This window comes from Brevibacillus sp. MCWH (assembly GCF_013096935.1).
Lineage (GTDB): Bacteria > Bacillota > Bacilli > Brevibacillales > Brevibacillaceae > Brevibacillus > Brevibacillus aydinogluensis.
The window spans coordinates 105880-128629 of the sequence record NZ_SDLF01000007.1 but is presented as its reverse complement, the minus strand read 5'-3'; the positions used below and the strand labels follow the sequence as shown (position 1 = coordinate 128629).

24 protein-coding genes are annotated in these 22750 nt (G+C 57.3%); 17 read left to right on the top strand and 7 right to left on the bottom strand.

Features of this window, described 5'->3' with window-relative positions:
* Positions 1-4 precede the first annotated feature (4 nt).
* From gcvPA to ETC00_RS08885, 6 genes are all read left to right on the top strand, one after another.
* On the top strand, positions 5-1357 hold the full coding sequence (gene gcvPA / locus ETC00_RS08910; RefSeq protein WP_171565641.1) for an aminomethyl-transferring glycine dehydrogenase subunit GcvPA: 1353 nt from the start codon (positions 5-7) through the stop codon (positions 1355-1357).
* On the top strand, positions 1350-2822 hold the full coding sequence (gene gcvPB, locus ETC00_RS08905; RefSeq protein ID WP_171565640.1) for an aminomethyl-transferring glycine dehydrogenase subunit GcvPB: 1473 nt from the start codon (positions 1350-1352) through the stop codon (positions 2820-2822). Before gcvPA ends, gcvPB begins: the two co-directional genes overlap by 8 nt.
* 253 nt (positions 2823-3075) lie before the next feature.
* A complete protein-coding gene (locus ETC00_RS08900; RefSeq protein WP_171565639.1) occupies positions 3076-3978 on the top strand; it encodes a class I SAM-dependent methyltransferase in 903 nt (300 codons plus the stop codon).
* 290 nt (positions 3979-4268) lie between these two features.
* Positions 4269-5099, top strand: a complete 831-nt coding sequence (locus ETC00_RS08895; RefSeq protein ID WP_171565638.1) for a lipoate--protein ligase family protein — start codon at positions 4269-4271, stop codon at positions 5097-5099.
* Positions 5100-5369: 270 nt separating this feature from the next.
* Complete coding sequence (locus ETC00_RS08890; RefSeq protein WP_171565637.1) at positions 5370-5882, top strand: MarR family transcriptional regulator; 513 nt, start codon at positions 5370-5372, stop codon at positions 5880-5882.
* Positions 5869-7068, top strand: coding sequence for an MFS transporter (locus ETC00_RS08885; protein WP_171565636.1), 1200 nt, complete (start codon positions 5869-5871; stop codon positions 7066-7068). The genes ETC00_RS08890 and ETC00_RS08885 overlap by 14 nt, the downstream gene beginning before the upstream one ends.
* Before the next feature lie 79 nt (positions 7069-7147).
* Here ETC00_RS08885 and dat read toward each other — a convergent pair whose 3' ends face one another.
* Entirely contained in the window at positions 7148-7999 is an 852-nt protein-coding gene (gene dat / locus ETC00_RS08880) for a D-amino-acid transaminase (RefSeq protein WP_171565635.1), read from the bottom strand.
* A gap of 295 nt (positions 8000-8294) precedes the next feature.
* On the opposite strand from dat, the gene ETC00_RS08875 reads away from it, so the two are divergent.
* Both ETC00_RS08875 and ETC00_RS08870 read left to right on the top strand, forming a co-directional pair.
* Positions 8295-9608: a M28 family peptidase gene (locus ETC00_RS08875; protein WP_171565634.1), complete on the top strand. Its 1314-nt coding sequence runs from the start codon at positions 8295-8297 to the stop codon at positions 9606-9608.
* A gap of 381 nt (positions 9609-9989) precedes the next feature.
* Positions 9990-11984, top strand: coding sequence for a PAS domain-containing sensor histidine kinase (locus ETC00_RS08870; RefSeq protein WP_171565633.1), 1995 nt, complete (start codon positions 9990-9992; stop codon positions 11982-11984).
* Between the two features lie 18 nt (positions 11985-12002).
* On the opposite strand, the gene ETC00_RS08865 is transcribed toward ETC00_RS08870, so the two are convergent.
* Positions 12003-13034, bottom strand: coding sequence for a hypothetical protein (locus tag ETC00_RS08865; RefSeq protein ID WP_171565632.1), 1032 nt, complete (start codon positions 13032-13034; stop codon positions 12003-12005).
* Positions 13035-13232: 198 nt separating this feature from the next.
* On the opposite strand from ETC00_RS08865, the gene ETC00_RS08860 reads away from it, so the two are divergent.
* The 3 genes from ETC00_RS08860 to ETC00_RS08850 all read left to right on the top strand — a co-directional run bounded on the left by ETC00_RS08860 (position 13233) and on the right by ETC00_RS08850 (position 15382).
* A complete protein-coding gene (locus tag ETC00_RS08860) occupies positions 13233-13790 on the top strand; it encodes an NADPH-dependent FMN reductase (protein WP_171565631.1) in 558 nt (185 codons plus the stop codon).
* A 121-nt stretch (positions 13791-13911) separates the two neighbouring features.
* The gene (mntR, locus tag ETC00_RS08855) at positions 13912-14340 is read left to right on the top strand and encodes a transcriptional regulator MntR (RefSeq protein ID WP_171565630.1); all 429 of its coding nucleotides are present in this window, start codon (positions 13912-13914) and stop codon (positions 14338-14340) included.
* Between the two features lie 94 nt (positions 14341-14434).
* Positions 14435-15382 carry a patatin-like phospholipase family protein gene (locus tag ETC00_RS08850; RefSeq protein ID WP_171565629.1) on the top strand — a complete coding sequence of 316 codons (948 nt, stop codon included), beginning with the start codon at positions 14435-14437 and terminating at the stop codon, positions 15380-15382.
* A gap of 59 nt (positions 15383-15441) precedes the next feature.
* Here ETC00_RS08850 and ETC00_RS08845 read toward each other — a convergent pair whose 3' ends face one another.
* The gene (locus ETC00_RS08845) at positions 15442-15780 is read right to left on the bottom strand and encodes a hypothetical protein (protein ID WP_171565628.1); all 339 of its coding nucleotides are present in this window, start codon (positions 15778-15780) and stop codon (positions 15442-15444) included.
* Between the two features lie 37 nt (positions 15781-15817).
* Positions 15818-16753, bottom strand: coding sequence for a DUF1385 domain-containing protein (locus ETC00_RS08840; RefSeq protein WP_171565627.1), 936 nt, complete (start codon positions 16751-16753; stop codon positions 15818-15820).
* Between the two features lie 136 nt (positions 16754-16889).
* On the opposite strand from ETC00_RS08840, the gene ETC00_RS08835 reads away from it, so the two are divergent.
* The 4 genes from ETC00_RS08835 (at position 16890) to efp (ending at position 19625) form a co-directional block, all read left to right on the top strand.
* Entirely contained in the window at positions 16890-17378 is a 489-nt protein-coding gene (locus ETC00_RS08835; RefSeq protein ID WP_171565626.1) for a YqhR family membrane protein, read from the top strand.
* 100 nt (positions 17379-17478) lie between these two features.
* Positions 17479-17919: a type II 3-dehydroquinate dehydratase gene (aroQ, locus tag ETC00_RS08830; protein ID WP_171565625.1), complete on the top strand. Its 441-nt coding sequence runs from the start codon at positions 17479-17481 to the stop codon at positions 17917-17919.
* A 37-nt stretch (positions 17920-17956) separates the two neighbouring features.
* Entirely contained in the window at positions 17957-19027 is a 1071-nt protein-coding gene (locus tag ETC00_RS08825) for a M24 family metallopeptidase (RefSeq protein WP_171565624.1), read from the top strand.
* 40 nt (positions 19028-19067) lie between these two features.
* Positions 19068-19625, top strand: coding sequence for an elongation factor P (efp, locus tag ETC00_RS08820; protein WP_029099452.1), 558 nt, complete (start codon positions 19068-19070; stop codon positions 19623-19625).
* A gap of 84 nt (positions 19626-19709) precedes the next feature.
* On the opposite strand, the gene ETC00_RS08815 is transcribed toward efp, so the two are convergent.
* From ETC00_RS08815 to comA, 3 genes are read right to left on the bottom strand one after another with little or no spacing between them, the layout of a single operon-like run.
* Positions 19710-20174 carry a DUF441 domain-containing protein gene (locus tag ETC00_RS08815; RefSeq protein ID WP_171565623.1) on the bottom strand — a complete coding sequence of 155 codons (465 nt, stop codon included), beginning with the start codon at positions 20172-20174 and terminating at the stop codon, positions 19710-19712.
* Positions 20175-20210: 36 nt separating this feature from the next.
* Positions 20211-20927: a 2-phosphosulfolactate phosphatase gene (locus ETC00_RS08810; RefSeq protein WP_171565622.1), complete on the bottom strand. Its 717-nt coding sequence runs from the start codon at positions 20925-20927 to the stop codon at positions 20211-20213.
* Entirely contained in the window at positions 20924-21739 is an 816-nt protein-coding gene (gene comA / locus ETC00_RS08805; RefSeq protein WP_171565621.1) for a phosphosulfolactate synthase, read from the bottom strand. The genes ETC00_RS08810 and comA overlap by 4 nt, the downstream gene beginning before the upstream one ends.
* A 159-nt stretch (positions 21740-21898) precedes the next feature.
* Between comA and ETC00_RS08800 the strand changes: the two genes are divergently transcribed.
* Both ETC00_RS08800 and ETC00_RS08795 read left to right on the top strand, forming a co-directional pair.
* The gene (locus tag ETC00_RS08800) at positions 21899-22162 is read left to right on the top strand and encodes a YqhV family protein (protein WP_171565620.1); all 264 of its coding nucleotides are present in this window, start codon (positions 21899-21901) and stop codon (positions 22160-22162) included.
* 87 nt (positions 22163-22249) lie between these two features.
* Entirely contained in the window at positions 22250-22744 is a 495-nt protein-coding gene (locus ETC00_RS08795; RefSeq protein ID WP_171565619.1) for a CD1247 N-terminal domain-containing protein, read from the top strand.
* Positions 22745-22750: the final 6 nt, after the last annotated feature.

Genomic DNA, 22750 nt, shown 5'->3' with positions numbered 1-22750 from the left:
GCACGTGAAATACCGTTACCTGCCGCAGACTGATCAGGACAAGCGCGAAATGATGGAAGCGCTGGGCATTTCCAGCGTGGATGAACTGTTTGCCGACATCCCGGAAGAGGTGCGTTTCAAAGGGAATCTGAACATCCCGGAAGCGCTCTCTGAACCGGAACTGGTCCGCTACTTCCAAGGGCTGTCCAGCAAGAACGTCAACTTCAGCACCCACGTCAACTTCCTGGGTGCCGGCGTGTACGAGCATTACATCCCCAGCGTCGTCAACCACATGCTGCTGCGCGGCGAGTTTTTCACCGCCTACACGCCGTACCAGCCGGAGATCAGCCAGGGGGAGCTGCAGGCCATCTTTGAATATCAGACGATGGTGTGCGAGCTGACCGGGATGGAGGTGGCCAACTCTTCCATGTACGACGGTGTCACCGCGCTCGCCGAAGCGGCGATGATGGCGGCTGGCCACACCGGCAGAAAAAAGGTGGTCGTCTCCCGTGCCGTACACCCGGAGGCGCGCAGCGTGCTGAAAACGTACGCCTACGGACAAGGCGTGGAGCTGGTCGAAGCGGGCTTCACCGGCGACGGCGTGACCGATCTTGCCGAACTGAAAGCGCTGGTTGACGACCAGACTGCCGCAGTCATCGTGCAGTACCCCAATTTCTTTGGCGCCGTGGAAGACCTGGCGGCGGTCGAACCGATTGCGCACGAAAAAGGGGCGCTGCTGGTCGTTTCTGCCAACCCGCTCTCCCTCGGTGTACTGGAAGCTCCAGGCAAGCTGGGAGCCGACATCGTCATCGGCGACATGCAGCCGTTTGGCATCCCGGCTTCGTTCGGCGGACCGCACTGCGGCTACTTTGCCACCACGTCCAAGCTGATGCGTAAAATGCCGGGACGCATCGTCGGCCAGACGAAGGATGAAAACGGCAAACGCGGGTTTGTGCTGACCCTGCAGGCGCGGGAACAGCACATCCGCCGCGAAAAGGCAACCTCCAACATCTGCTCCAACCAGGCGCTCATGGCGCTGGCTGCGTCGATCACGCTGTCGGCACTGGGCAAGCAGGGCGTGCAGGAGATGGCGATGATGAACCTGCAAAAAGCTCACTACGCCAAACAGGCGCTGCAGGCAAAGGGATTCCGGATTACCTTCGGAGCGCCGGTGTTCAACGAATTTGCGGTGGAGCTGTCCAAGCCGGTCGCAGAGGTGAACAAGGCGCTGCTCGCGAAGGGCATCATCGGCGGGTACGATCTCGGCCTTGCCTATTCGGAACTGTCCGGCCACATGCTGCTCGCTGTCACGGAGCTGAGGACGAAAGACGAAATCGACACGCTGGTGCAGGAACTGGAGGCGATCACACGTGCATAACGACAAGGACAAAGCACTCATTTTTGAATTGAGCAAACCAGGCCGCGTGAGCTACAACCTGCCGGCGCTGGACGTGCCGGAAGTCGACGTGGCCGCGCTGCTGCCCAAGCATCTGATCCGCGAGACGCCAACCGAACTGCCGGAGGTGTCCGAACTGCAGCTCGTGCGTCACTACACCGAACTGTCCCGCCGCAATCACGGGGTGGACAACGGCTTCTACCCGCTCGGATCGTGCACGATGAAATACAATCCGAAAATCAACGAAGATGTGGCCCGCTATCCGGGCTTCGCTCAAACCCATCCCTATCAGCCGGAAGAAAGCGTCCAGGGTGCTCTGGAGCTGATGTACAACCTGCAGAACGACCTGGCGGAAATCACCGGGATGGATGCGGTGACGCTGCAGCCCGCAGCGGGAGCGGCCGGCGAGTGGACCGGGCTGATGATGATTCGCGCGTACCACGAGAGCCGCGGTGACCATCAGCGCACGAAAGTGATCGTGCCCAACTCCGCCCACGGCACCAACCCGGCTTCCGCAGCGGTCGCTGGCCTGCAAACCGTGACGATTCCGTCCGACGAGCGCGGCCTGGTGGATATTGAAGCGCTGCGCCAGGCAGTCGGTCCGGACACGGCGGCGCTGATGCTGACCAACCCCAACACGCTCGGCCTGTTTGAGGAAGATATCGTGGAAATGGCGCGGATTGTCCACGAAGCGGGCGGTCTGTTGTACTACGACGGGGCCAATGCCAACGCGATCCTGGGCATTGCCCGGCCGGGCGACATGGGCTTTGACGTCGTCCACCTCAACCTGCACAAAACCTTTACCGGTCCGCACGGCGGCGGCGGTCCTGGTGCCGGTCCAGTCGGGGTGAAAAAAATTCTGGAGCCGTTTTTGCCAGCCCCGATCGTGGGCAAAAAAGCAGACGGCACGTACTACTGGGACAACGACCGTCCCCAGTCCATCGGCCGCGTAAAAGGCTACCACGGCAACTTTGGCATCCTGGTCCGCGCCTACGCCTACATCCGCACGATGGGGCCGGAAGGGCTGCTGCAAGTCTCGCAAAACGCCGTGCTGAACGCCAACTACATGATGAGAAAGCTGGCGTCGGCCTACGAGCTGCCGTACGACCGCGTCTGCAAGCACGAATTTGTCCTCTCCGGCGTCCGCCAGAAAAAACTGGGCGTCCGTACGTTGGACATCGCCAAGCGTCTGCTTGACTTTGGCTACCACCCGCCGACGATCTACTTCCCGCTGATCGTCGACGAATGTCTGATGATCGAGCCGACGGAGACGGAGACAAAAGAAACGCTCGATGAGTTTATCGAGGTCATGCTGAGAATCGCCCGCGAGTGCGAAGAAAACCCGGAAATCGTTCAGGAAGCGCCGCACACCACGGTGGTCAAGCGCCTCGACGAAGCGACGGCAGCACGCAAGCCGATCCTCCGTTACCAGCCGGAACAAGCATAACCGATTGAAACCGCCCGTTTTTTTCGGGCGGTTTTTGCGTTGTCCACATACGGATTGCGAGCAGGAAGACTCCCGACAGATTGCGAACATCTGCGAACATCACAGCTGGAGACCTAACCCCTTGACAAAATTTAAATTTTATGATATGATTAAAAATTAACGATTGAAACAATTTGCTGGTCTGTGTATACTTCTTTGTACACGCCGTCTTTCCATTCCTTGTAAGATCGGCAGTACAAAGGAGGAGATAACCTTGCAAGAAAACCACGTCAGTCTGACCGCGATCATGACCGCCTACATGCGCGCCTACCATACCATGAATGACACCCCGAAAATTTTTGATGACTTTCTCGCCTTCGAGCTGATACCAGAGGAAAGACGTGTGCTGATTGAACAAGGATTGGCCAGTGCCCTTCAGATTCCCGTCCCGGAAGCCGGCCTGGCACGCTCCGGTCAGGCGGCTGACGCTCTGCGGCCGTTCCTGCAGGCGATGGGACTGTCTCATGTTCTCAGCCGCTCGCGATATGCGGAAGACAACCTTGAGCTCGCGGTACAACAAGGGATCGGGCAGTATGTCATACTCGGGGCCGGGTTGGATACGTTTGCGTTCCGCCGTCCCGATCTTCTGCGTCAACTGCAGGTATTTGAAGCAGACCACCCGGCCACGCAAGCCTTCAAACGCGATCGGCTGGCTGAATTGAAATGGGAGACCCCGTCACATCTCCACTTTGTGCCTGTGGATTTCACAAAGGAACGCCTGGCTGATGCACTGAAGCGTACGGCGTACGATGTGCAGACGAAGAGCTTTTTTAGCTGGCTGGGAGTCACCATGTACCTGACGCGCGACGAAGTGTTCGCAACGCTTCGTTCCATTGCCGAGATAGCCCCTGCGGGCAGTGCAGTGATTTTCGATTACTTTGTGCCGGAAGAAGGCGCGCCGCACGATAAAGAGATGCGGGAGGAGCTAAGCAAGATCGGTGAGCCGATGAAAACGGCCCTCGACCCGTCGACGCTGGCTGTCGAGTTGGAACGTGTGGGGCTGCGTCTGCATGAAAACGCAAGCTCGGCCGATATCCAGGAACGATACTTCCAGAACCGAACGGACGGTTATCAGGCGAGCTGTCACGTGCGCTTTGCATGGGCTGTCGTCACGTAAAAATGGCTGCCTCGATACGTGGATCATGTGCGCCGGGTGGGTTGCCCGGCTTTTTTGTTTGTTTACGCGATTCTCCGAGCGGCGGCTTAGTGCCTCTTTTCGACACTTTTACAGGTGGTGACGACGCCAGGCGGACTGGATGATGTGGTAAGATGGAGGGAGATCGTACGGTGACGTAGGGGAAGAAACGATAAGGGACAGGCGCGTCCACGTGTGCAATGGAATCGTCCGTCTCTTGTCGTCCCGGCTGCCGGCGGCGTACAATGGATGGGGCAAGAGGAGGTCGAACTATGGAACAATGGCGTTTTCTCGTCACGGAAGCCATGTCACCGGCCATGAACATGGCTGTCGACGAGGCGATTTTGCAACTGCACAGCGAAGGAAAGGTACCGCCGACCGTCCGGTTTTACACGTGGAATCCGGCGACCCTGTCGATCGGCTACTTTCAAAAGGCGGCCAAGGAAATCAACCTGGAGGCGCTGCGTGAGCGAGGGCTGGGCTTTGTCCGCCGTCCGACCGGGGGACGGGCCGTCTTGCACGATCAGGAGTTGACCTACAGCGTCGTCGTTTCGGAAAGCCATCCGAAAATGCCGTCCGGCGTGACGGAGGCGTACAAGGTGATCAGCATGGGGCTGCTGCACGGATTTCAGCGGCTCGGCCTGCACGCGGAAATGGTCTCGCTGGCCACCGAGGAGGAAAAGGAAAAGTACAGCTCGCCCGGCTCGTCAGCCTGCTTTGATTCCCCCTCCTGGTACGAACTGGTGGTGGAGGGCAAAAAGGTGGCAGGCAGCGCCCAGACGCGGCAAAAAGGCGTGATCCTGCAGCACGGTTCGATTCTCCTGGAGATGGACGTCGAGCTGCTCTTTTCGCTGCTCAACTTCCCGTCCGAGCGCGTGAAACAGCGCATGATGGAGAGCTTCCGGCAAAAGGCAGTGACGATCAACGAGGTAAGCCCCCGGCCGATCAGCCTGCAAGAGGCTGTGCATGCCTTCCGCGACGGCTTCGCTTCCGGTCTGGAGGTGGAGTTGGTACCGGGAGAACTGACGTCTGAAGAATTGGCTTTGGCCGATGAATTGGTTCGTACCCGCTACGCTTCGGACGAGTGGAACTTCCGCCGCTGACGGACAGGTTTTTCGTCGGAGGAAATCAGGCAGACAAATGGACGAATACGGATTAGACAAGCTCTCATGGGCCAAACCACCGGCTCCCGAGAGCTTTTTTTCATGCTCGTGAGGACGGAAATCTTTTGTTAACATGTAAATTATTTGCGAAAACTTATCAACAATGATCATTGACATTATTTTACGACCGCGAATAAAATGAAAGTGTTTACTGGTTAACAATTTTGTGTGAGAAATGTGCACGATAAATCCGAAGGGAGTGCAGGAACAATGTCTGATCTGACACACGAGCTGATTTATGACCAGTATATGAAGCTGCTGCACCTGAACGAGCAAAGGGCGGATACCGACATTCAGGAGTTTTTGAACCAGGCGACGGGTGAACAGGGAAAACTCTTGCCCCGAAATATGACGAGCATTCACGTCATTGACTGTATCGGGCAGCATGAACCGATCAACAACAGTGCCATTGCCAAGAAAATGAACTTGTCCAAAGCAAACATTACCAAAATCACGGCAAAATTGCTGGAAGCAGACCTGATTAAACGCTTCCAACTCACGGACAACAAGAAGGAAGTGTATTTTCGGCTGACGCCAAAAGGACGGCAAGTGTTTGAGATGCACGAAGCGATACACAAGCGGAAAGAACAGCAGTTCTACCAGTTTCTTGACCGCTTTACTGAGATGGAGCGGCATGCCATTCTCAAATTCCTCCGAGAACTGACCATGCAAATCAAGGAGGAACTGGCGGAAAGGCAGGGGACCCTCCGTGAAGAGCGCTAACGGTAATGCCGCGTTCATTTTGTATCTGGTTTGTATCAGCGCCTTCTTTGCATCGTTAAACCAAAATATTTACTCGCCGATCATTCCCCTGATCAGGGACTCGTTTCACGTCTCCATGAACCTGGTGAATTTGTCGGTATCGCTGTTTATTTTCGTTACCGCGATCATGCAAATGGTTCTCGGACCGCTCGTAGATCGGAAAGGGGCCCGATTTGTGCTGATCCCGGCCATTCTGTTGACCGTCGTTTCCAGCATCGGGTGCGCTGTCACCAATCAGTTTTCAGTGTTTTTGCTGTTCAGGGTTCTGCAAGCGGCAGGAACTGCTGCTCTCCCGCTTGTTGCCGCAGCGACCATTGGCAGGTTGTTTCAGGGAAGCCAACGCGGAAAAGCGATGGGGACGTATCAAATGCTGCTGTCTGTTGCGCCTGCAGTAGCCCCGGTACTGGGAGGATGGATGGGAGACTGGCATGGCTATCCCGGAATTTTCTGGTTTCTCGCAATTGCTTCCGCCATTCTCCTGGTGGCCCATCAGCTGTTTTTCCCGAAAGATACTCCGGAAGGGAAACAATCTGTCAGGAAAGGCGGGCTTTTGAATCACTATGGCGGCATTTTCACAAACAGGACGGGGAGCTCGATACTGATCTTGAGTTTCCTGTTTTTCTTCGTGTATTTCGCCGTGATCGTATACCTGCCTGTCTTGCTGACGGATCACTATCATGCAAGCCTGAAATTGGTAGGGCTGCTTTATCTGCCGCTGGCGCTAAGCACGATGGCGGGAAGCGCGATCTTTACCTACCTGCAAGCCCGAATTCCGCTCAAGACGCTGAGTGCAGGCGGACACGTCGTAGCGGCAGGCAGCATTCTGCTTTTTGCCGTTACCCATTCATTTTCGTTAATCGGGATGTTTACGGCTCTGGTAATGTACGGGATCTGTGTAGGGGTCATAACTCCTTTGTACTCGACAATGATGGCAAATGAATTTGAGCACAACAGGGGCAGTGCGATGGGACTGTTTAACTTCATCCGGTACATGGGAATGGCCGCCGGACCTGTCGTATCGGGATGGCTGCTGGCGAAAATGGAAGCTGTCGTCGTTTTTGGACTGCTGGGAGTGCTGTTTGCGTTGTTGAGTTGGGGATTGCGGCTGCGGATGCGCCCCCAAAACGTGAACGAGGCTGTCAAATGAGCAGTAAAAAGCAGCGGCTACCCGATACGGATAGCCGCTTCACTTGCGTAGATTGGAAAGCAGGATGTGTTTCAGTGTATTACACGAGCACCTCGGAATAGATGTGCTGCTCGAACAGCTGCTGCAGTTTTTGCACCATCGGGCCTACCTGGCCGCTGCCAACCGGTTGGCCGTCCACGGCGACAATGGGCATCACTTCCGCCGTCGTGCTGGAGAGGAACAGCTCATCCGCCTGCTTGAGGAACTGGATGTCAAACGCCTCCTCATGCACCGGAATGCCGTTTGCCTTTGCCAGGTCGATGACGGTTTGCCGGGTGATGCCGTGCAGAACCAGATTGTCGGCGGGGTGGGTGTACAGGGCGTTGTCCTTGACTGCAAACAGGTTGGAGGCGCTGCACTCGGTAATGATGCCGTTGCGGTGCAAGATCGACTCCTGGGCGCCGGCCTCCTTGGCGTACTGCTTGACCAGCACGGCTCCCAGCAGGTTCAGCGTCTTGATGTCGCAGCGGAGCCAGCGGATGTCTTCCACCAGCTGGGCGGTCAGTCCCTTTTTCTGATCGGCCAGCGGGCGTTCCTTGCGCCGGACAAATCCCATGATGACCGGTCGGATGCCGCTCGGGATATCGTGCAGGCGAGGAGCGACGCCGCGCGTCACCTGCAGGTAGAGGATGGCGTCATCGTCCGTCGTCAGGTTGTTTTTGACGATCAGCTGCTGAGCAATATCTTTCAGTTCTGCCGCCGTCCAGGGCAGGTCCAGCTTGATTTCCCGCGCGCTGCGGAACAGACGGGTCAGATGGGCGTCCCACTGATACATTTTCCCTTTGTAAATCCGGACCACCTCATAGATCCCGTCACCAAAGTTGTAGCCGCGGTCTTCCGGGTGTACGGCCAGTTCGTCAGCCTCGACCCACTTGCCATCCACATACAGCATGGCGAAATCCTCCTTCATGATTACGCAAAAATTATGACATTTTTTGTTTGCAAAAAACCATCCGCAAACATGCAGCCCCGGCGGCGGACAGGCAAAAATCCGCGTCGAGCAGTAGATGGATTCTCCTTCCACCTTACCAAACCGGGGGACAAGGGTCAATTTGATTTTACGGATGGGCCACAAATGATGTCGCTCTATGACGCTGTGTGCCCGTATTTGACAAACTATTCTGACTAGACGCTGGCGACAGCCCCTGCCCATAATAAAAACAAACGCCTTGCGAAAGGAGCATGCCATGAGGGCGTATTGCAGATGGACGTTGTGCGCCATGCTGGTCATGAGTTTACATTTGCCGCTGCCGGCAGGGGCGGCGGCCGGAGTGCAGGAACAGATCGACGCCGACAGTCTGTACGATCACGTAGAGCGCCTGTCCCGTCAGCCGCGGGCGGCGGCGACGGAATCGGAGTTTGCCGCCCTCGTCTATGTGGAAGAGCAGCTTCGCCTGTACGGGTACGAGACCAAGCTGCAGCCGTTTTTCTATTACGTGTACAGCCAGCCGACCCAGCTCTCCTTGCGCACGGATGGCTGGCCCGACCGCATGTGGAACGTGACCGCCTTGACACATGGACCAAACGGCAGGGCGGCAGCCGAGATCATTGACGCCGGGAGAGGCACGGCGGCGGAGATGAGCCGCATACAGGCGGAAGGGAAGATCGTCCTGATCCAGCGGGGAGAGATTCCCTTGGGGGAAAAGGTGCGCAACGCGGCGGCCGTCCAGGCGGCGGGAGTCATTCTCGTCAACGACGACGACGGAGCATGGGACGAACCGCTGGAAGAACCGCTCGACATGGCCGTACCTGCCGTGCTGCTCCCGCGAACGGAAGGGGAACTCCTGCGTCAGCGTCTGCTGGAAAAGGGAAAGGTGTCCGCTGAGCTGAACGTAATCGGCGGTGTCTCCACCCGACGCACGTCGTACAATCTGATCGCGGCGCGAAAGCCAAAGGGGGCAAACACAGGTCAAACGGTACTGGTGACCGCACGCCACGATTCTCCGCCCGCGTCGCCGGGGGCCAACGAGGGAGCGTCCGGCGCGGCCGTGCTGCTGGAGACAGCCCGCCTTCTGGCCAGTCAGCAGGTTGACACGGAAGTGCGTTTCGTCAGTCTGGGAGCGGCTTACGACGGGGCGCGGGGGGCTGATGCCTACGTGCGCTCCTTGTCCGAAGCCGAGAAGCAGCAGATCGTCGCTGCGTTCTGCCTCAATGGCGTCGGCAGTGCGGACGCGGGGGAATTGACGGCGGTTACAGCGGACGGACTGCGAAATCTGCCCGCCGATCTGGCAGAGCAGGCGGGGGCCGTTTTTTCCGCCGCTCGACCTGGCGAGTCTGGCATAGGGGGAGAAGCGACCGTGTTTGCCCGCGCCGGGATTCCCGCCGCCGTGCTAGTCGCTCCAGTACCCGCTGACAGAAAGAGGGAGCTCTCGCAGGACACCGTGGACAGAATCAGTCGGGAGCAGCTCAGCCGTACGGCGCAAATCGTCCTGGCCGCCGTGCGCGAGATTGCCGATGAACACACCCCGGCGTATCCGGCGGGCCGACCCGCTCCCAAGTGATGAGGATTGATAGGAAAAGGGAAATACAGACGTTTGCCGTGCCCGCGCAGGTTTTCTAGACGCGGGCGTTTTGTTGCCTTCCGGAAGTAATTGTCAAAATCTGTCGAATGGTAAGGAATGGTCGATTTTTGATAAAAGAGGTATAATTTTCGCGAATGTAAAAAAATTCACTCACTTTGTGCAGAGTGTGAATCAGTGATTCCCGGCAAAGGGAGATGTGGCTGGTGCGGCAATGCGTTTACCGCGATCGTGTCGTGGGCAATCCGGAACAGCAGCGTCACCGTAATGTTTCGCGTCATTTATCGGAAATTTCCGAATAAAATAACATCCCCAACCGCAATACGGGGATGTCCATCAGTTACATCTGTTACGGAGGTTGATATGAAGCAATCCCAAGCGCTGTATCCTTCGTTCTTGGCGGTAATCGCCCTGGCGGTTGTCACCGCCGTGGCACACTGGCCCGTATGGTCTTCCCAAGCCAATGGGAGACTGCTGTTCGGTGTCCTGGAGTTGTTGGAGGTGGCGGCCTTCCTCTTGATCTTGTACCTGCTGCGGCGCGTCCGTCAACTGGAACAGGAAGTCCGCTATCGGGAGCACAGATTCCGCAGCTATTTCGACGCCGTCCCGGACCTCCTGTTCATCAAGAGCAAAACGGGCGATCTTTTATACGTCAATCAAGCGGCCGGGAAATTCTTTGTCGGCGATTGCTCAGCCAGTCCGGAGCTGGTGGGCGTGACGGACCGTTACCGGCAAAGTCTGTTCAGCTGCCGGGAAACCGACGAACTCGTCTTTCGATCGGGAGAACCGTTCCGTCGCGTCGAAGTGTTTGAGCAGCCGGACGGATCGACACGCTTTATCGACCTGGTAAAGGTACCGGTCATGGATCCACTGACCCATAAAGTCTCCCTCCTGATGCTGGGGCGGGACATCACCGACCAGAAGCGGGTGGAAATGGACGGACTGGCCACGAAAGAACTGCTGGAGTCCATTCTGCAGCAAACCCCCGACGCCATCTCGGTGATTGACGTCAACGGCCGCATCAAGCGCATCAACCAGGCGTCAGAAATCATCTTTGGCTACAGCGAAGAAGAATTGATCGACCGGCCGCTGCCGTTCATCCCCACGCATTTGCAGGAAGAAGCCGACTACTACCATCAACAAGTGCTGAATGGCAAGCGCATCATTGGGCTGGAAACGGTCCGCATTCACAAAAACGGCCAACCCCTGCACGTGTCCCTCTCATTGGCGCCGATCTACGACGGCGAGGGGAAAGTGATCGGCATTGTCGGCAGCGCGCGGGACATTACCGAACAGAAGCGCGTGGAGCATCGCCTGCGGGTGAGCGAAGCAAAGTACCGGCTGATCGCCGAAAACATGACCGACATGATCTGCGTGTACGAGGGGAGCGGTGCGGTGACCTACATGTCTCCTTCGCATGAGTCGATTCTGGGGTATCCGCTCGATCAGTTCAATCAGGTGTACGACTTCATGGATCGGGTGCATCCGGATGATCAGAAATCCGTCCGGCAGGCGATTGCGCGCATCGGTCAAACCGGTGAAATGGCTTCGGTCGAATTCCGCTTCCTGCACAACGGCGGCCACTGGGTCAACCTGGAATCTCGCTGCAAACCAATTGTGGATGAGACAGGACGGGTGATCAGTTTTATGATCGTCACCCGCGACATTACGGAGAAAAAGCGGGCGGAAGAACTGCTCCGCCAGTCGGACATGCTTTCTGCCGTCGGGCAGCTGGCGGCGGGAATCGCCCACGAGATCCGCAACCCATTGACTGCGCTGCGCGGCTTTATCCAATTAATGCAGTCGTCCGCTGAAGCCAATCGGTACTGCGGGATCATGCTCTCCGAACTGGATCGGATCAACTTGATCGTCAGCGAACTCTTGCTGTTGGCCAAGCCGCAGGCGGTCAAGTATCAGCAGCGGGAAGTGGGCGGCATCCTGAAAAACGTTCTCTCACTCCTGGACAGCCAGGCCATCTTAAACAACATCCAGATTCACACCCGAATCTCGGAGAATTTGCCGCTCATCACCTGTGAAGAAAACCAGTTGAAGCAAGTCTTCATCAATTTGTGCAAAAATGCCATCGAAGCAATGCCAAACGGGGGACACCTCCGGGTGGAGGCGGAAGAGCTGGACAAAGGCGAGGTGCGAATCAGGATCATTGATACGGGGGGCGGGATCGACCCGGAACAGATTCCGCGCCTGGGCGAGCCCTTTTACACCACCAAGGAAAAGGGGACCGGACTTGGCCTGATGGTCAGCCGCAGGATCATCCAGGAGCACGGCGGCCAAATCGTGATTTCCAGCGAACCGGGCAAAGGAACGACGGTCGATGTCATCCTCCCCGTCATGGCCTGATGATGCAGCGGGTTGTGCTCACGCGGGCGGTTTGGGACGTGGTTTCCTGCCTTTCCACAACAGGCGCCCCAGCAGCAACAGTCCGCAGTACGTGGCGCTGCTTGCGGCCAGATTGGCTGCCGTGACGCTTACCAGTGGCAGCAGTGCAAACAGACCGGCCCCGGCCAGCATCGCCAGCAGCAGCGGCCCCATGTGCAGATCGTGGCGCACCGCCACGGGCACGGCCATTGCGTAAACGAGTGCGCCCAGGATGAGGCCGGCGTGTCCGAGTGACAACAACAGATGCAGCAGGTCGGCAAACGGCATGAGAGAAGCCAGAATGTGCGCAAGCGGCAAGGCGGCGGAGTGGACGTCGTGCCAGTGAGCCAAAAGGATCGCCTGTCCCAGCAGGGAGGCGAAGAAAAAGAACAGTGTGCCCGCCAACACGCCCGCACGTATCGTGCTCTGGCGGGGCGCGCGGATGGCAAGCGGCAGGACGACGACCAGACAGACCAGTAAATGCAGGGAGAGGTACAGCACGGCCTGGATCAGCCACAGAGCGTTGAATTGGTATCCGAGCGAAGGAATCGGCACGTGGCGCTGTTCGGCAAACACAAACCCAAGCATTAGCAGTCCTGCGGCAAGTGAGGCGGCTGTCCCCCTAAGGATCGTCGTCCACCCCTGAGAGACAACCACCACGGCGAGGAGCAGGGGGGCGAGCACAAACAGCCAGCTCCACGCACCAGCCATGTGCTGCATTGCCTGCATGCCTGCTGTCGCTCCCGCGTAAGCCAAGAGGGAGAGGTGAATCAACACGGAAAAGGTGGGAGCGAATGTAGGGCCAAACCAGTGCAAAAGCAGATCGTGGAGCGTACGCACCCCCTGGCGATGACAGGAGACCAGCACACGGCAGCCGATCCACCCCAGTCCGATGCTGGCAGCAGCAAGGCCAATCGTCCCCCACGAGCCGAAATAGGCAAAAAAGCGCAGCCATTCATTACCGCTAAAATACGAACCGCCGAGCGCAGCCCCAGCGAACAGGACGGCGATTCGCCATGCGCTTCTGTCCATTCACATCATCCTTTTCCCAGCGTGGAACCCAAATTCGTTCATGCGTCATGAAATCTGTCGCACTGGTACCAATGTATGAGGCACAGAGGCTTGTTCAGAACAGTGTGATTAATGATACATATGTGTTTACAAACTATTAATATATGGATATACTGTATGAAGGTACTTTAGACAACTCCCCCATTTGAGGTGAATAAGATGAAAATTGTCGGCATTGCTGGCAGCATGAACGCGCAGTCAACAACCAAACTGGCGGTAGAGATCGTGTTGAAGGCCGCCCGGGAAGCGGGAGCGGAAACGGAATTGATTCACCTGGCCGAATGGCCGATGCCGGTCTACGACAATCGCGATGACGCCTCCACGTATCCGGAGACGGTGCATCGTTTTGTGCAAAAGGTATCGGAAGCGGACGGGCTGGTGATTGGTTCGCCGGAGTACCACGGCAGCATCACTGGCGCCTTGAAAAACGCGCTCGACTTTTTGGAAGGGCGCCATTTGCGCGACAAGCAGGTAGCCATTCTTGGCGTGGCAGGAGGCAGCATGGGCGCGACCAATACGGTAAACACCCTGCAGGTGATCATGCGCAATCTGCACGCCTGGCCTCTGCCGTCCAGCCCGAGCATTCCCAGCGCCTACGACGCCTTTGCGCCGGACGGGACGCTGAAAGATCCGCGTTTGCAGGAACGCATGGAGACGCTCGGCCGGGAACTGGTACGGTACGTGCGGGCGATGAACGCGGAAAAACAGCCGCAGTAGGCAGGTTTTTCTTGCAACCGTCGCGCTTTCCACGGTATTATGTTTTTACGTGCGTTTGAAAAGCCTTGGCCACAAGGTTTTTCATCCCGCCTGAAATACCGTGTGGAAACGAGGGATTCACATGCCAACTCCCAGTATGGAAGACTATTTGGAACGCATTTACACTTTAATCGAAGAAAAAGGTTACGCCCGTGTCTCCGATATCGCGGAAGCGTTGGAAGTGCATCCCTCATCCGTTACCAAGATGGTCCAGAAGCTGGACAAAGACAACTACCTGGTCTATGAAAAATACCGCGGCCTGGTGCTGACGCCAAAAGGCAAGAAAATCGGCAAGCGCCTGGTGGATCGTCACAGTCTGCTGGAAGAGTTCATGCGCGTCATCGGCGTGGACGAGGAGCACATCTATCGGGACGTGGAAGGGATCGAGCACCATCTCAGCTGGGAGTCGATCACCTGCCTGGAGTATCTCGTCCAGTATTTTCACGCCGACCCGTCGCGTATTGAGGAGCTGCGCCGTATCCGACAGGAAGACGAGCAAAAGGAAGAATAACTGCACTGACGCAAGCCTGACCGGCTTGCGTTTTTTGTCGTAATCGACAAGCCACCTCCCTATATTTGATAAGGAGGGAAGGGAAGGTGAGAGCATGCAGGCGGACGCGGTGTTTGAGGGCGGCGGAGTGAAAGGGATTGCCTTTATCGGAGCGCTGCAGGTGATGGAGGAGCACGGCTATACGTGGAAGAACCTGGCCGGCACGTCGGCGGGCTCGTTTGTCGCCGCTCTGCTCGGGGCGGGTTACAAGAGCGGAGAGCTCAGGCCTGTGTTTGAGCGGCTGGACTATCTGCATTTTCTCGAGCGGCGCGGCCTCGGTCGGCTGCCGGTCATCGGTCCATTGTACGAATTGTTCGTGCGGCAGGGGATGTACCGGACCAACCGGATTGAAAGGTTTATGGACGAATTGCTGCGGAAAAAAGGCATACGCACCTTTGGGGATCTGCCTCCGGGCAAGCTCAGGATCATCGCGTCCGACATCACGGCGGGAAAAATGCTGGTTTTGCCGGACGATCTCGTCCAGTTTGACATCGTCCCGGAGGAATTCCCGATCGCCCGGGCCGTCCGCATGTCGTGTTCGCTGCCGTATTTCTTTCAGCCGGTCCGGTTGCAGCAAAACGGGGAACCGCACTATATCGTGGACGGCGGGCTGCTGAGCAATTATCCGGTCTGGCTGTTTGACGTTCCCGGAAAGCCGCGCTGGCCGACAATCGGGTTTCGCCTGCACAGTAAACGGGTGGAGCGGGAAGCGTACCGGATTCGGGGCCTTTTTTCGTTTACCCGCAGCCTGATCACCACGATGCTGGACGCCCACGACCGGCTGTATGTGGAGCGGGCGCAGGCAGTACGGACGATCTTCATTCCGACGCTGGGGGTGCGGACCACGCATTTCGGCCTTCCTCCTGAGCTGCGCGCAGCCCTGATACGTTCGGGGGAAGAGGCGGCCCGCCAGTTTCTGGCCAAATGGAACTTCGAGCAGTACGTCGAAGTATTCCGCAGCATACCGCCAGGACCAAACAAAAAAACAGGCTGCCTCGTATAGGCAGCCTGTTTTGCATAAACGGACGGAATACGAATCGGGTAGAAGTGTTTTGCCTGATGTTACTGCGAGATGTGGTTCTTTGGGTCGCTCTCGTTCTGCTTGTTCTTTGCCCTGCTTTTGGCTCCTTCGATCACACGGAACGGGTGGTTTTTGCGGCTTGCCGGCGACGACTTTTTCATCGTCGGGCGCGGTGCGGTTTTAGGCTTCGGCTGTTTGTGCCGGTAGGCAGAGGAGAAAACCGAGCCGCTTCGCAGGTAGTTTCGCACTGCCACAAACAGCAGCACGGACAAGCCGATCACGATCAAGGTGCCGACAGGATTGTCGATGACCTGCCTCAGAAAGCCGTAGGCGGCCAACAGCAGCAACGCGACGATGATAGGGGGGATGTGGCGTAACATAGGGCTTCACCTCAATGGTATTCTATATGCCTCAACGTTATCCGGCGGAGATGAGTCGCTCTTTGCCTGCGACCTGATCCCGTTCCCGCATTTTGAGAAACGCGGCGATCGCCACTTCCACCTGGCTGTCGTCCGGTTCGCGGGTCGTGATTTTTTGCAGCCACAGTCCTGGGTAACCCAAATAGCGGAGGATCGGTGTATCGCGCCATTTGTTGGTCCACTGCAGAACTTCGTACGATACCCCGATTACCAGAGGCAGGAGTACGATGCGCTGCACCACGCGATCCCACAGTGTTTCGTAGGTGAACAGCGAGTAGATGATGACCCCGACGATCACCGTAAAGATCAGAAAGCTGCTGCCGCAGCGGTAGTGCAGGGTGGAAAATTTTTGCACATTCTCTACTGTCAATTCTACCCCGGATTCAAACGCGTTAATCACCTTGTGTTCGGCTCCGTGGTATTGAAACAGACGTTTGATGATCGGTGCCTGCGCGATCGCTGTAATGTAGCCGAGCAAGAGCAGGAGTTTGATCACACCTTCCGCCAGGTTTTGGGGAATCCCCGCCGGCACCCACTGTCCGAGCAAAAACTGGGCGAGAAAGACCGGCACCAGCGTGAAGGCAAACTTGCCGAACAAGAACGATAGCACCCCGACCACGGCTACGCCGAGCACCATTTGCAGCTTGGACGGTCCTGAGTCCACGTCGTCGTCCGATTCCATGCTGTACCGTTCGGTAGCGAAATTCAGATGTTTGGCTCCGTTTGCGCTGGCTTCGATCAAGCCGACGATACCGCGGACAAAGGGGATTTTTTTCATGCTGTTTGCCCATTTATATTCCGAACGCGGAGCTTCGTAATACTCGATTTCCTGATTTTTCCTGCGGATGGCAGTGACGGTCACTCGTTTGCCGCCAAACATGACGCCTTCGATGACGGCCTGCCCGCCGTAACTGGGTACGTTTTGCTGCGCCAATCCTATCACCTTCCTTACCACATATTGTACCGGAAACGGCACGCGCAGGCTATAAGCAGTTCACACGCTGCCGTTCAATTGTCAACAATTAGTGAAAACCGGAACTGCGGCGCATACTACACCTGAGGTGATGCACATGGACGCAACCAGGACACAAAAGGCGGAACAGCAGGGCACGGCAGGCTTGTCGGCCGGGCAGCAGGGCAGTGCAAAAGCGCTGGCGCTCGCCAAGGTGGGAGAAGTGGCTTTCTGGGGGACGGTTGTGTGGGGGCTGATCCGCGCTGCCGCCCATTATCTGAACTTCACACCATACGGCGTGGAAGCGTTCGCCCGGCCGATTCTCGGCATGGTGAGGGCAAACTCCTGGGCGGGCGTCGGACTGGGGGCGCTGATGTTGCTCGTGGAGACGATCGTGGCTGTCTTCTTGTATTCGCTAGTGTTCGGCAAAATCCGCTTGTGGTGGTTCGGGTTGCTGTACGGCCTGATCCTTTTTGCCGTGGCAGGGTACTTCTTTCGCATCGGCAATTGGAATCAAGCGACGCTCAGCACCGAACTGGCCTGGTATCTGTCATTCGGCCTGTTTGCCGGGATGTCGATCTCGCTGGAGCAATCAGACAAAGCCTGATGCTGTTCAAGCCCTTCCTCTGTGTGGTAAAATATTTCTCTAGTAAAAATCTTTTTACAAAAAGATGTTCAACTGAATCTCACACGGGGAGGAATGGACGATGGTATCCGTCCTGCTGCTGAACGGCCCGAACCTCAACCTCCTGGGGAAGCGGGAACCTGACGTGTACGGAAGCGAGACGCTGGACGACGTGCTTGCTCGGCTGGAAAAAGTGATGGAGGAACTGGGCGGCAGGCTGGAACACTGTCAGTCCAACCATGAAGGCGTTTTGATCGACGCCATTCACCGGGCCAAAGGGGTGCACGACGGCATCGTGATCAATCCCGGCGCCTTCACCCATTACAGCTACGCACTGCGGGACGCGCTGGCAGGGGTGGCGCTGCCGACGATCGAGGTACATATTTCCAACGTTCACGCTCGCGAGCCGTTCCGCCATCAGTCTGTCATCGCGCCGGTCGTGCTGGGACAGGTGGTCGGACTGGGAACGGACGGATACGAATGGGCGCTGCGCGCACTGGTCCGCAAACTGACGCAGGGATAAAGGCACGGAAGAACAAAAAATCAAAGGGGAGAGGGTCATGGAACAACGGCTTGTGAGGCTTCGCGACGCCTTGTCGCAGCTCGGCGCAGATGCGCTGATTACGGAAAAGAAGGAAAACCGGTTTTACTTGAGCGGCTTTACCGGCTCCACCGGCTGGGTGATCGTGACGGAAAAAGAGGCATTTCTCGTCACTGACTTCCGCTACATCGAGCAGGCGCAGGAGCAGGCGCCCCATTTTCGTGTGGTCAACAACGAACGCAAACCGGTGGAAGCGATCGCCCGCGTGCTGAAGGAAGCGGGCGTAAAGCGGCTTGCCTTTGAGAGCAGCGTGTCGTTTGGCACCTATCAGGAATGGAGCAAGGCGTTTGACGGTGTCGAGCTTGTGCCGACGAGCGGTCTGATGGAAAAACTGCGCATGTACAAGGACCCCTCCGAGCTGGCGATCATCCGCGAAGCAGTGCGCATCGCCGACGAGGCGTACCAGCATATTCAGGGCTACATCAAACCAGGCGTCCGCGAGGTGGACGTGGCGTTGGAGCTGGAGTTTTTCATGCGCAAACGCGGTGCGGAAGCTGCTGCGTTTGACATCATCGTGGCGTCCGGTGTGCGCGGGGCACTGCCGCACGGGCGAGCCAGCGAGAAGGTCATCCAGGCGGGCGAAATGGTCACGCTGGACTTCGGTGCGGCCTACAAAGGATACAACTCCGACATCACCCGCACCCTGTCCGTCGGGGAACCGGACCCCAAGCTGAAGGAGATTTACGACATCGTCCTGCGCGCCCAGATCGCCGGCGTAGCGGCCTTGAAACCGGGTGTGACCGGCAAGGAAGCGGATGCTGTCACGCGCGAGATCATCACTGCCGCGGGCTACGGAGACGCGTACGGACACAGCGCGGGTCACGGCCTGGGCGTGGAAGTGCATGAGCTGCCCAATCTGTCGACGGTGAGTCCCTTCGTGCTGGAACCGGGCATGCTGGTCACGATGGAGCCGGGCATCTACATCAGCGGCCTTGGCGGGGTGCGCATCGAGGACGACGTGCTGATCACCGCGGACGGCCACGAGGTACTGACAACCTCGACGAAAGAGTTGCTCATTTTGCCGGTCTAATTTATACTAGTTGTGTTATTCGTTGATTGGGAGGACTACCATGATTTCTGTGAACGACTTTCGTACTGGTTTGACCATCGAAGTAGATGGCAACATTTATCAGGTAATCGAATTCCAACACGTAAAGCCCGGGAAAGGTGCAGCTTTCGTTCGTTCCAAGCTGCGCAACCTGCGCAACGGCAACATCACGGAAATGACGTTCCGTGGCGGTGAAAAGGTGAACCCGGCCCGCATTGAAACGTCGACAATGCAGTACCTGTACAACAGCGGTGACGAGTACACCTTCATGAATACCGAGACGTACGAGCAGATCACGTTCACGCGTCAGCAAATTGAGCGCGAACTGAAATTCCTCAAGGAAAACATGAACGTACAGATCATGCAGTACAACGGTGAGACCATCGGTATTCAACTGCCGAACACGGTTGAACTGGTAGTGACCGAGTGCGAGCCGGGCGTAAAAGGCGACACTGCGTCCAACGTGACGAAAAAGGCAACGCTGGAAACCGGCTTTGTGGTCAACGTGCCGCTGTTCGTAGAAGAAGGCGACAAGCTGATCATCGACACGCGCACGGAACAATACGTTTCCCGCGCATAAACGCGGATGTTTGCACGTAAGGCTGTACCCAAACAGGGTACAGCCTTTTTTCTTTGCCGGATTGTCAACACACTGAGCGGACGGTTACGTCCGTCCGCCAAACCACTCACACAGCTTGAGAACAAATGCGGTGATGCCCGCCGCCATCAAGGGCCCGACAGGGATGCCGCGCAAAAAGACGATGCCAAAAATGGAGCCGATCACCAGACCGACGATGATGTGCGGCTCGGCGCGCAGCAGGTCAAGCCCCTTTCCGTTCATCCACGTGGCGATGGCGCCGCCTGCCATGGCGAGCAGGCCCATCACTGTCGTAAACAACGGCGTTACATCCCGCCAGGAAATCTTTTCGTTGGCGAACGGCACCAGCACGGAGATGGTCAAAAACAACAGGCCCAGTTCCAGCCCGCGCCGTTCGACGGCGGGAAAAAATCGCTCCAGTGCGGTCAGTTTTAACACCAGCAGGATGCTGGCGGCTGTGGCGATGATCGGCGATCGTCCGAGCAGCCCGATCACGATCAGGATGACAAGCATCACTTCTCCTGGCATCATCGGCATCAAAACCCCTGTCCCTGTTCTGCTTACACTTTATGAGACAAGGGTTGGGAGTATGCGTCGATCCTTCACCACCGGAACCAACTGGTAGCGGTCGATCTGGGAGCAGAAGCGGATGTCTTCCTCGCAGTGGTGCTGGGTCAGCCGTTTGCCCGTGGTGGTGCGAGCCATCACCTCTTCCAGCCGGTCGCATACGTACAGATAGCTCGCTTTCAGCGCCTCCCCCAGGTCACACACCTGGATGTGGGGGCGCATTTGTTGTGCTGTGTGGATCATCAGGCCGGCCGCCAGTCCGTCCTCCAGGGCGAACTCGGAGCGAGTGCCGGCACAGTACAGCGTGATGTCCAGTTTGTGCGACAGGGCGTACCGGATACAGGAGGTGGCATTCAAAAAACAGCCGATGACAAGAACCTGGGCCCGCTCGGCTTTTTGAATCGCGCGAGTGCCGTTGGTCGTGGTGAGAACCAACTGCCGTCCGGCACGGGTCTGTCGGGCCAGCTCGGTCGGCGAATTGTTGCAGTCGAAATCGGCGATCTTGCGGCAGTGCCGTTCACCGGCAAGAACGCTTTCGGCCGAGCGCAGCGCGTGGGCCTGGCCGATCGTCTCCACCGGGAGGACCTCTTGAAATCCGCTGCCTAAAGCGGTGACGATCGTGCTGGAGGCACGCAGCACGTCGATCACCACGACGACGCGGTTGCTGATTTGATCAAAACGTATCTCCTCCACGGTCGGCACCACCGCTATTCTCATGGAGCGATCCTCCTTCCCTCCAGCAAAGAGGCCGTATCCGCCCGCAAGCCCCGGCGCAGGGTCTCCACGGCGAGGATGTCTGTATAGGCGACGTTTCCCAAATTGACGTCACACCCCAGGGTGCGGATCAAGGCCACCTGCTGTTCCTTGTGCGGCGCCTCCCAGATCAGCCGACAGGCAAGGGCCCCGGCCGCCTGGACGATCTCCTGCACAAACGCGTGATCCACCATGCCTTCGCAGTCAAACACGCCGACCGTTCCGCTCTCCCGCGCTTCCACGATCACGTAGCTGGCGCCCGCGCGCACATCCTGTTCCAGCGTGCGCAGCAGATCGTCGCGTTCCGCCCGGAAATGGGCTGCTTTTTTGCCAAATTCCGTGTATACCGTCAACCCCGCGTCTGCCGCAGCAGCGATTGCCCGACGGCGCATGTCGTCAGAGAGCGGAAAGGTTCCGTCGGAAATCTCCACCGCGTTGAAACCGAGGTCAAGCAGCCTGGCCATGTACGCTTCCGGTGACGAATGGCGGATGGCAATCTCAAACAGGGTGCCGCCCGGCATGATGTGCAGGTCAAGTGCCTTGGCGAGCGCCACTTTTTGGTACAGAACACCGGCGGGATAGAGCGTCGAAGTGCCAAACCCCAGTTTGTAAATGTCGATATACGGCGCGGCCAGTTCCATCAGATCTTGAAAGGTGTTCAGCCCAAGCCCTTTGTCGATGACCATGGTCAATCCGCGGGAGCGCGGTTTGGATTGCCGCTCGCCAAACGGATCAGACCAGCTCACGGGCCAGAATGGGATGTCGCTGTCTAGCATTGGCGGTTTCCTCATTTCTTTTTAGGCGTTTGCTTCAGTGTATGTAGGCGGCCGAAAAGGAGTGAGCCAACCGCCCATAGGCTATTGCCCAGCCAAAAGGTGTGATGAAACCGGCGAGGACGGGCATAGAGTGAGGAAGAGGAGGGAGGACGAGGCTGGATGTGGGAAAAAGCAATACTCGGGATGGCTGCGCTCAGGATGATGTCCGGAACGCTTGAACTGTTGGTCGCCCTGCTGATCTTGAAGGTGAACCAAGTGGAAAAGGCCCTGCTGATCAACTCCAGTCTGGCAATCGTTGGGCCGCTGGTGCTGCTGACGACCACGACCGTCGGGTTGATCGGCATGTCGGACCGGATCAGTTTCACCAAAATTGCCTGGATCTTCCTCGGCATCGTCTGCATCTTTATCGGCGTGCGCAAGTAAGCGGACATGTTCGGCAGATTGGATTGGTAACCAGAACGTCTTTCGGGAACAATAGGGCAAGCACCGGTTAGAGGAGGGAAGCCCATCATGTTGGAAACGTTGGAAAACCGCATTGCCTATCTGCGCGGATTGGCGGAAGGACTGGACATACAGGAGAACAGCCGAGAGGGAAAGATTCTCGCGGAGATGATTGAACTGGTCGACGACATCTACGGTGCGTTCCGCGAGCTGCACGCCCGCGTGGAAGAAACGGAGCGTTACGCGGAGGCCATCGACGAAGACCTGGAAGACGTGGAGCTGTACCTGTTCAACGACGATGAGGCCCTGTACGAGACCGTAGAGGACTGTTCCGTGGATGGGCAGGCAGCGTACGAGTCATTCGCCGATCACGATGACGATGAGGATGCGCATTTGTACGAGACAGGAGAGCGTGATCACGTCTTGTCGTCGCACGCCCTTGAGTGTCCATCCTGCCGGGAGGTTCTCTTTTTTCACGAAGGTGTGGACGGTGAAGGCTACCACCACTACATCGTCGAGCCGTATCGCGACGAAGCCGAGTACGAGCCGATCAACCCGACATGAGTACAT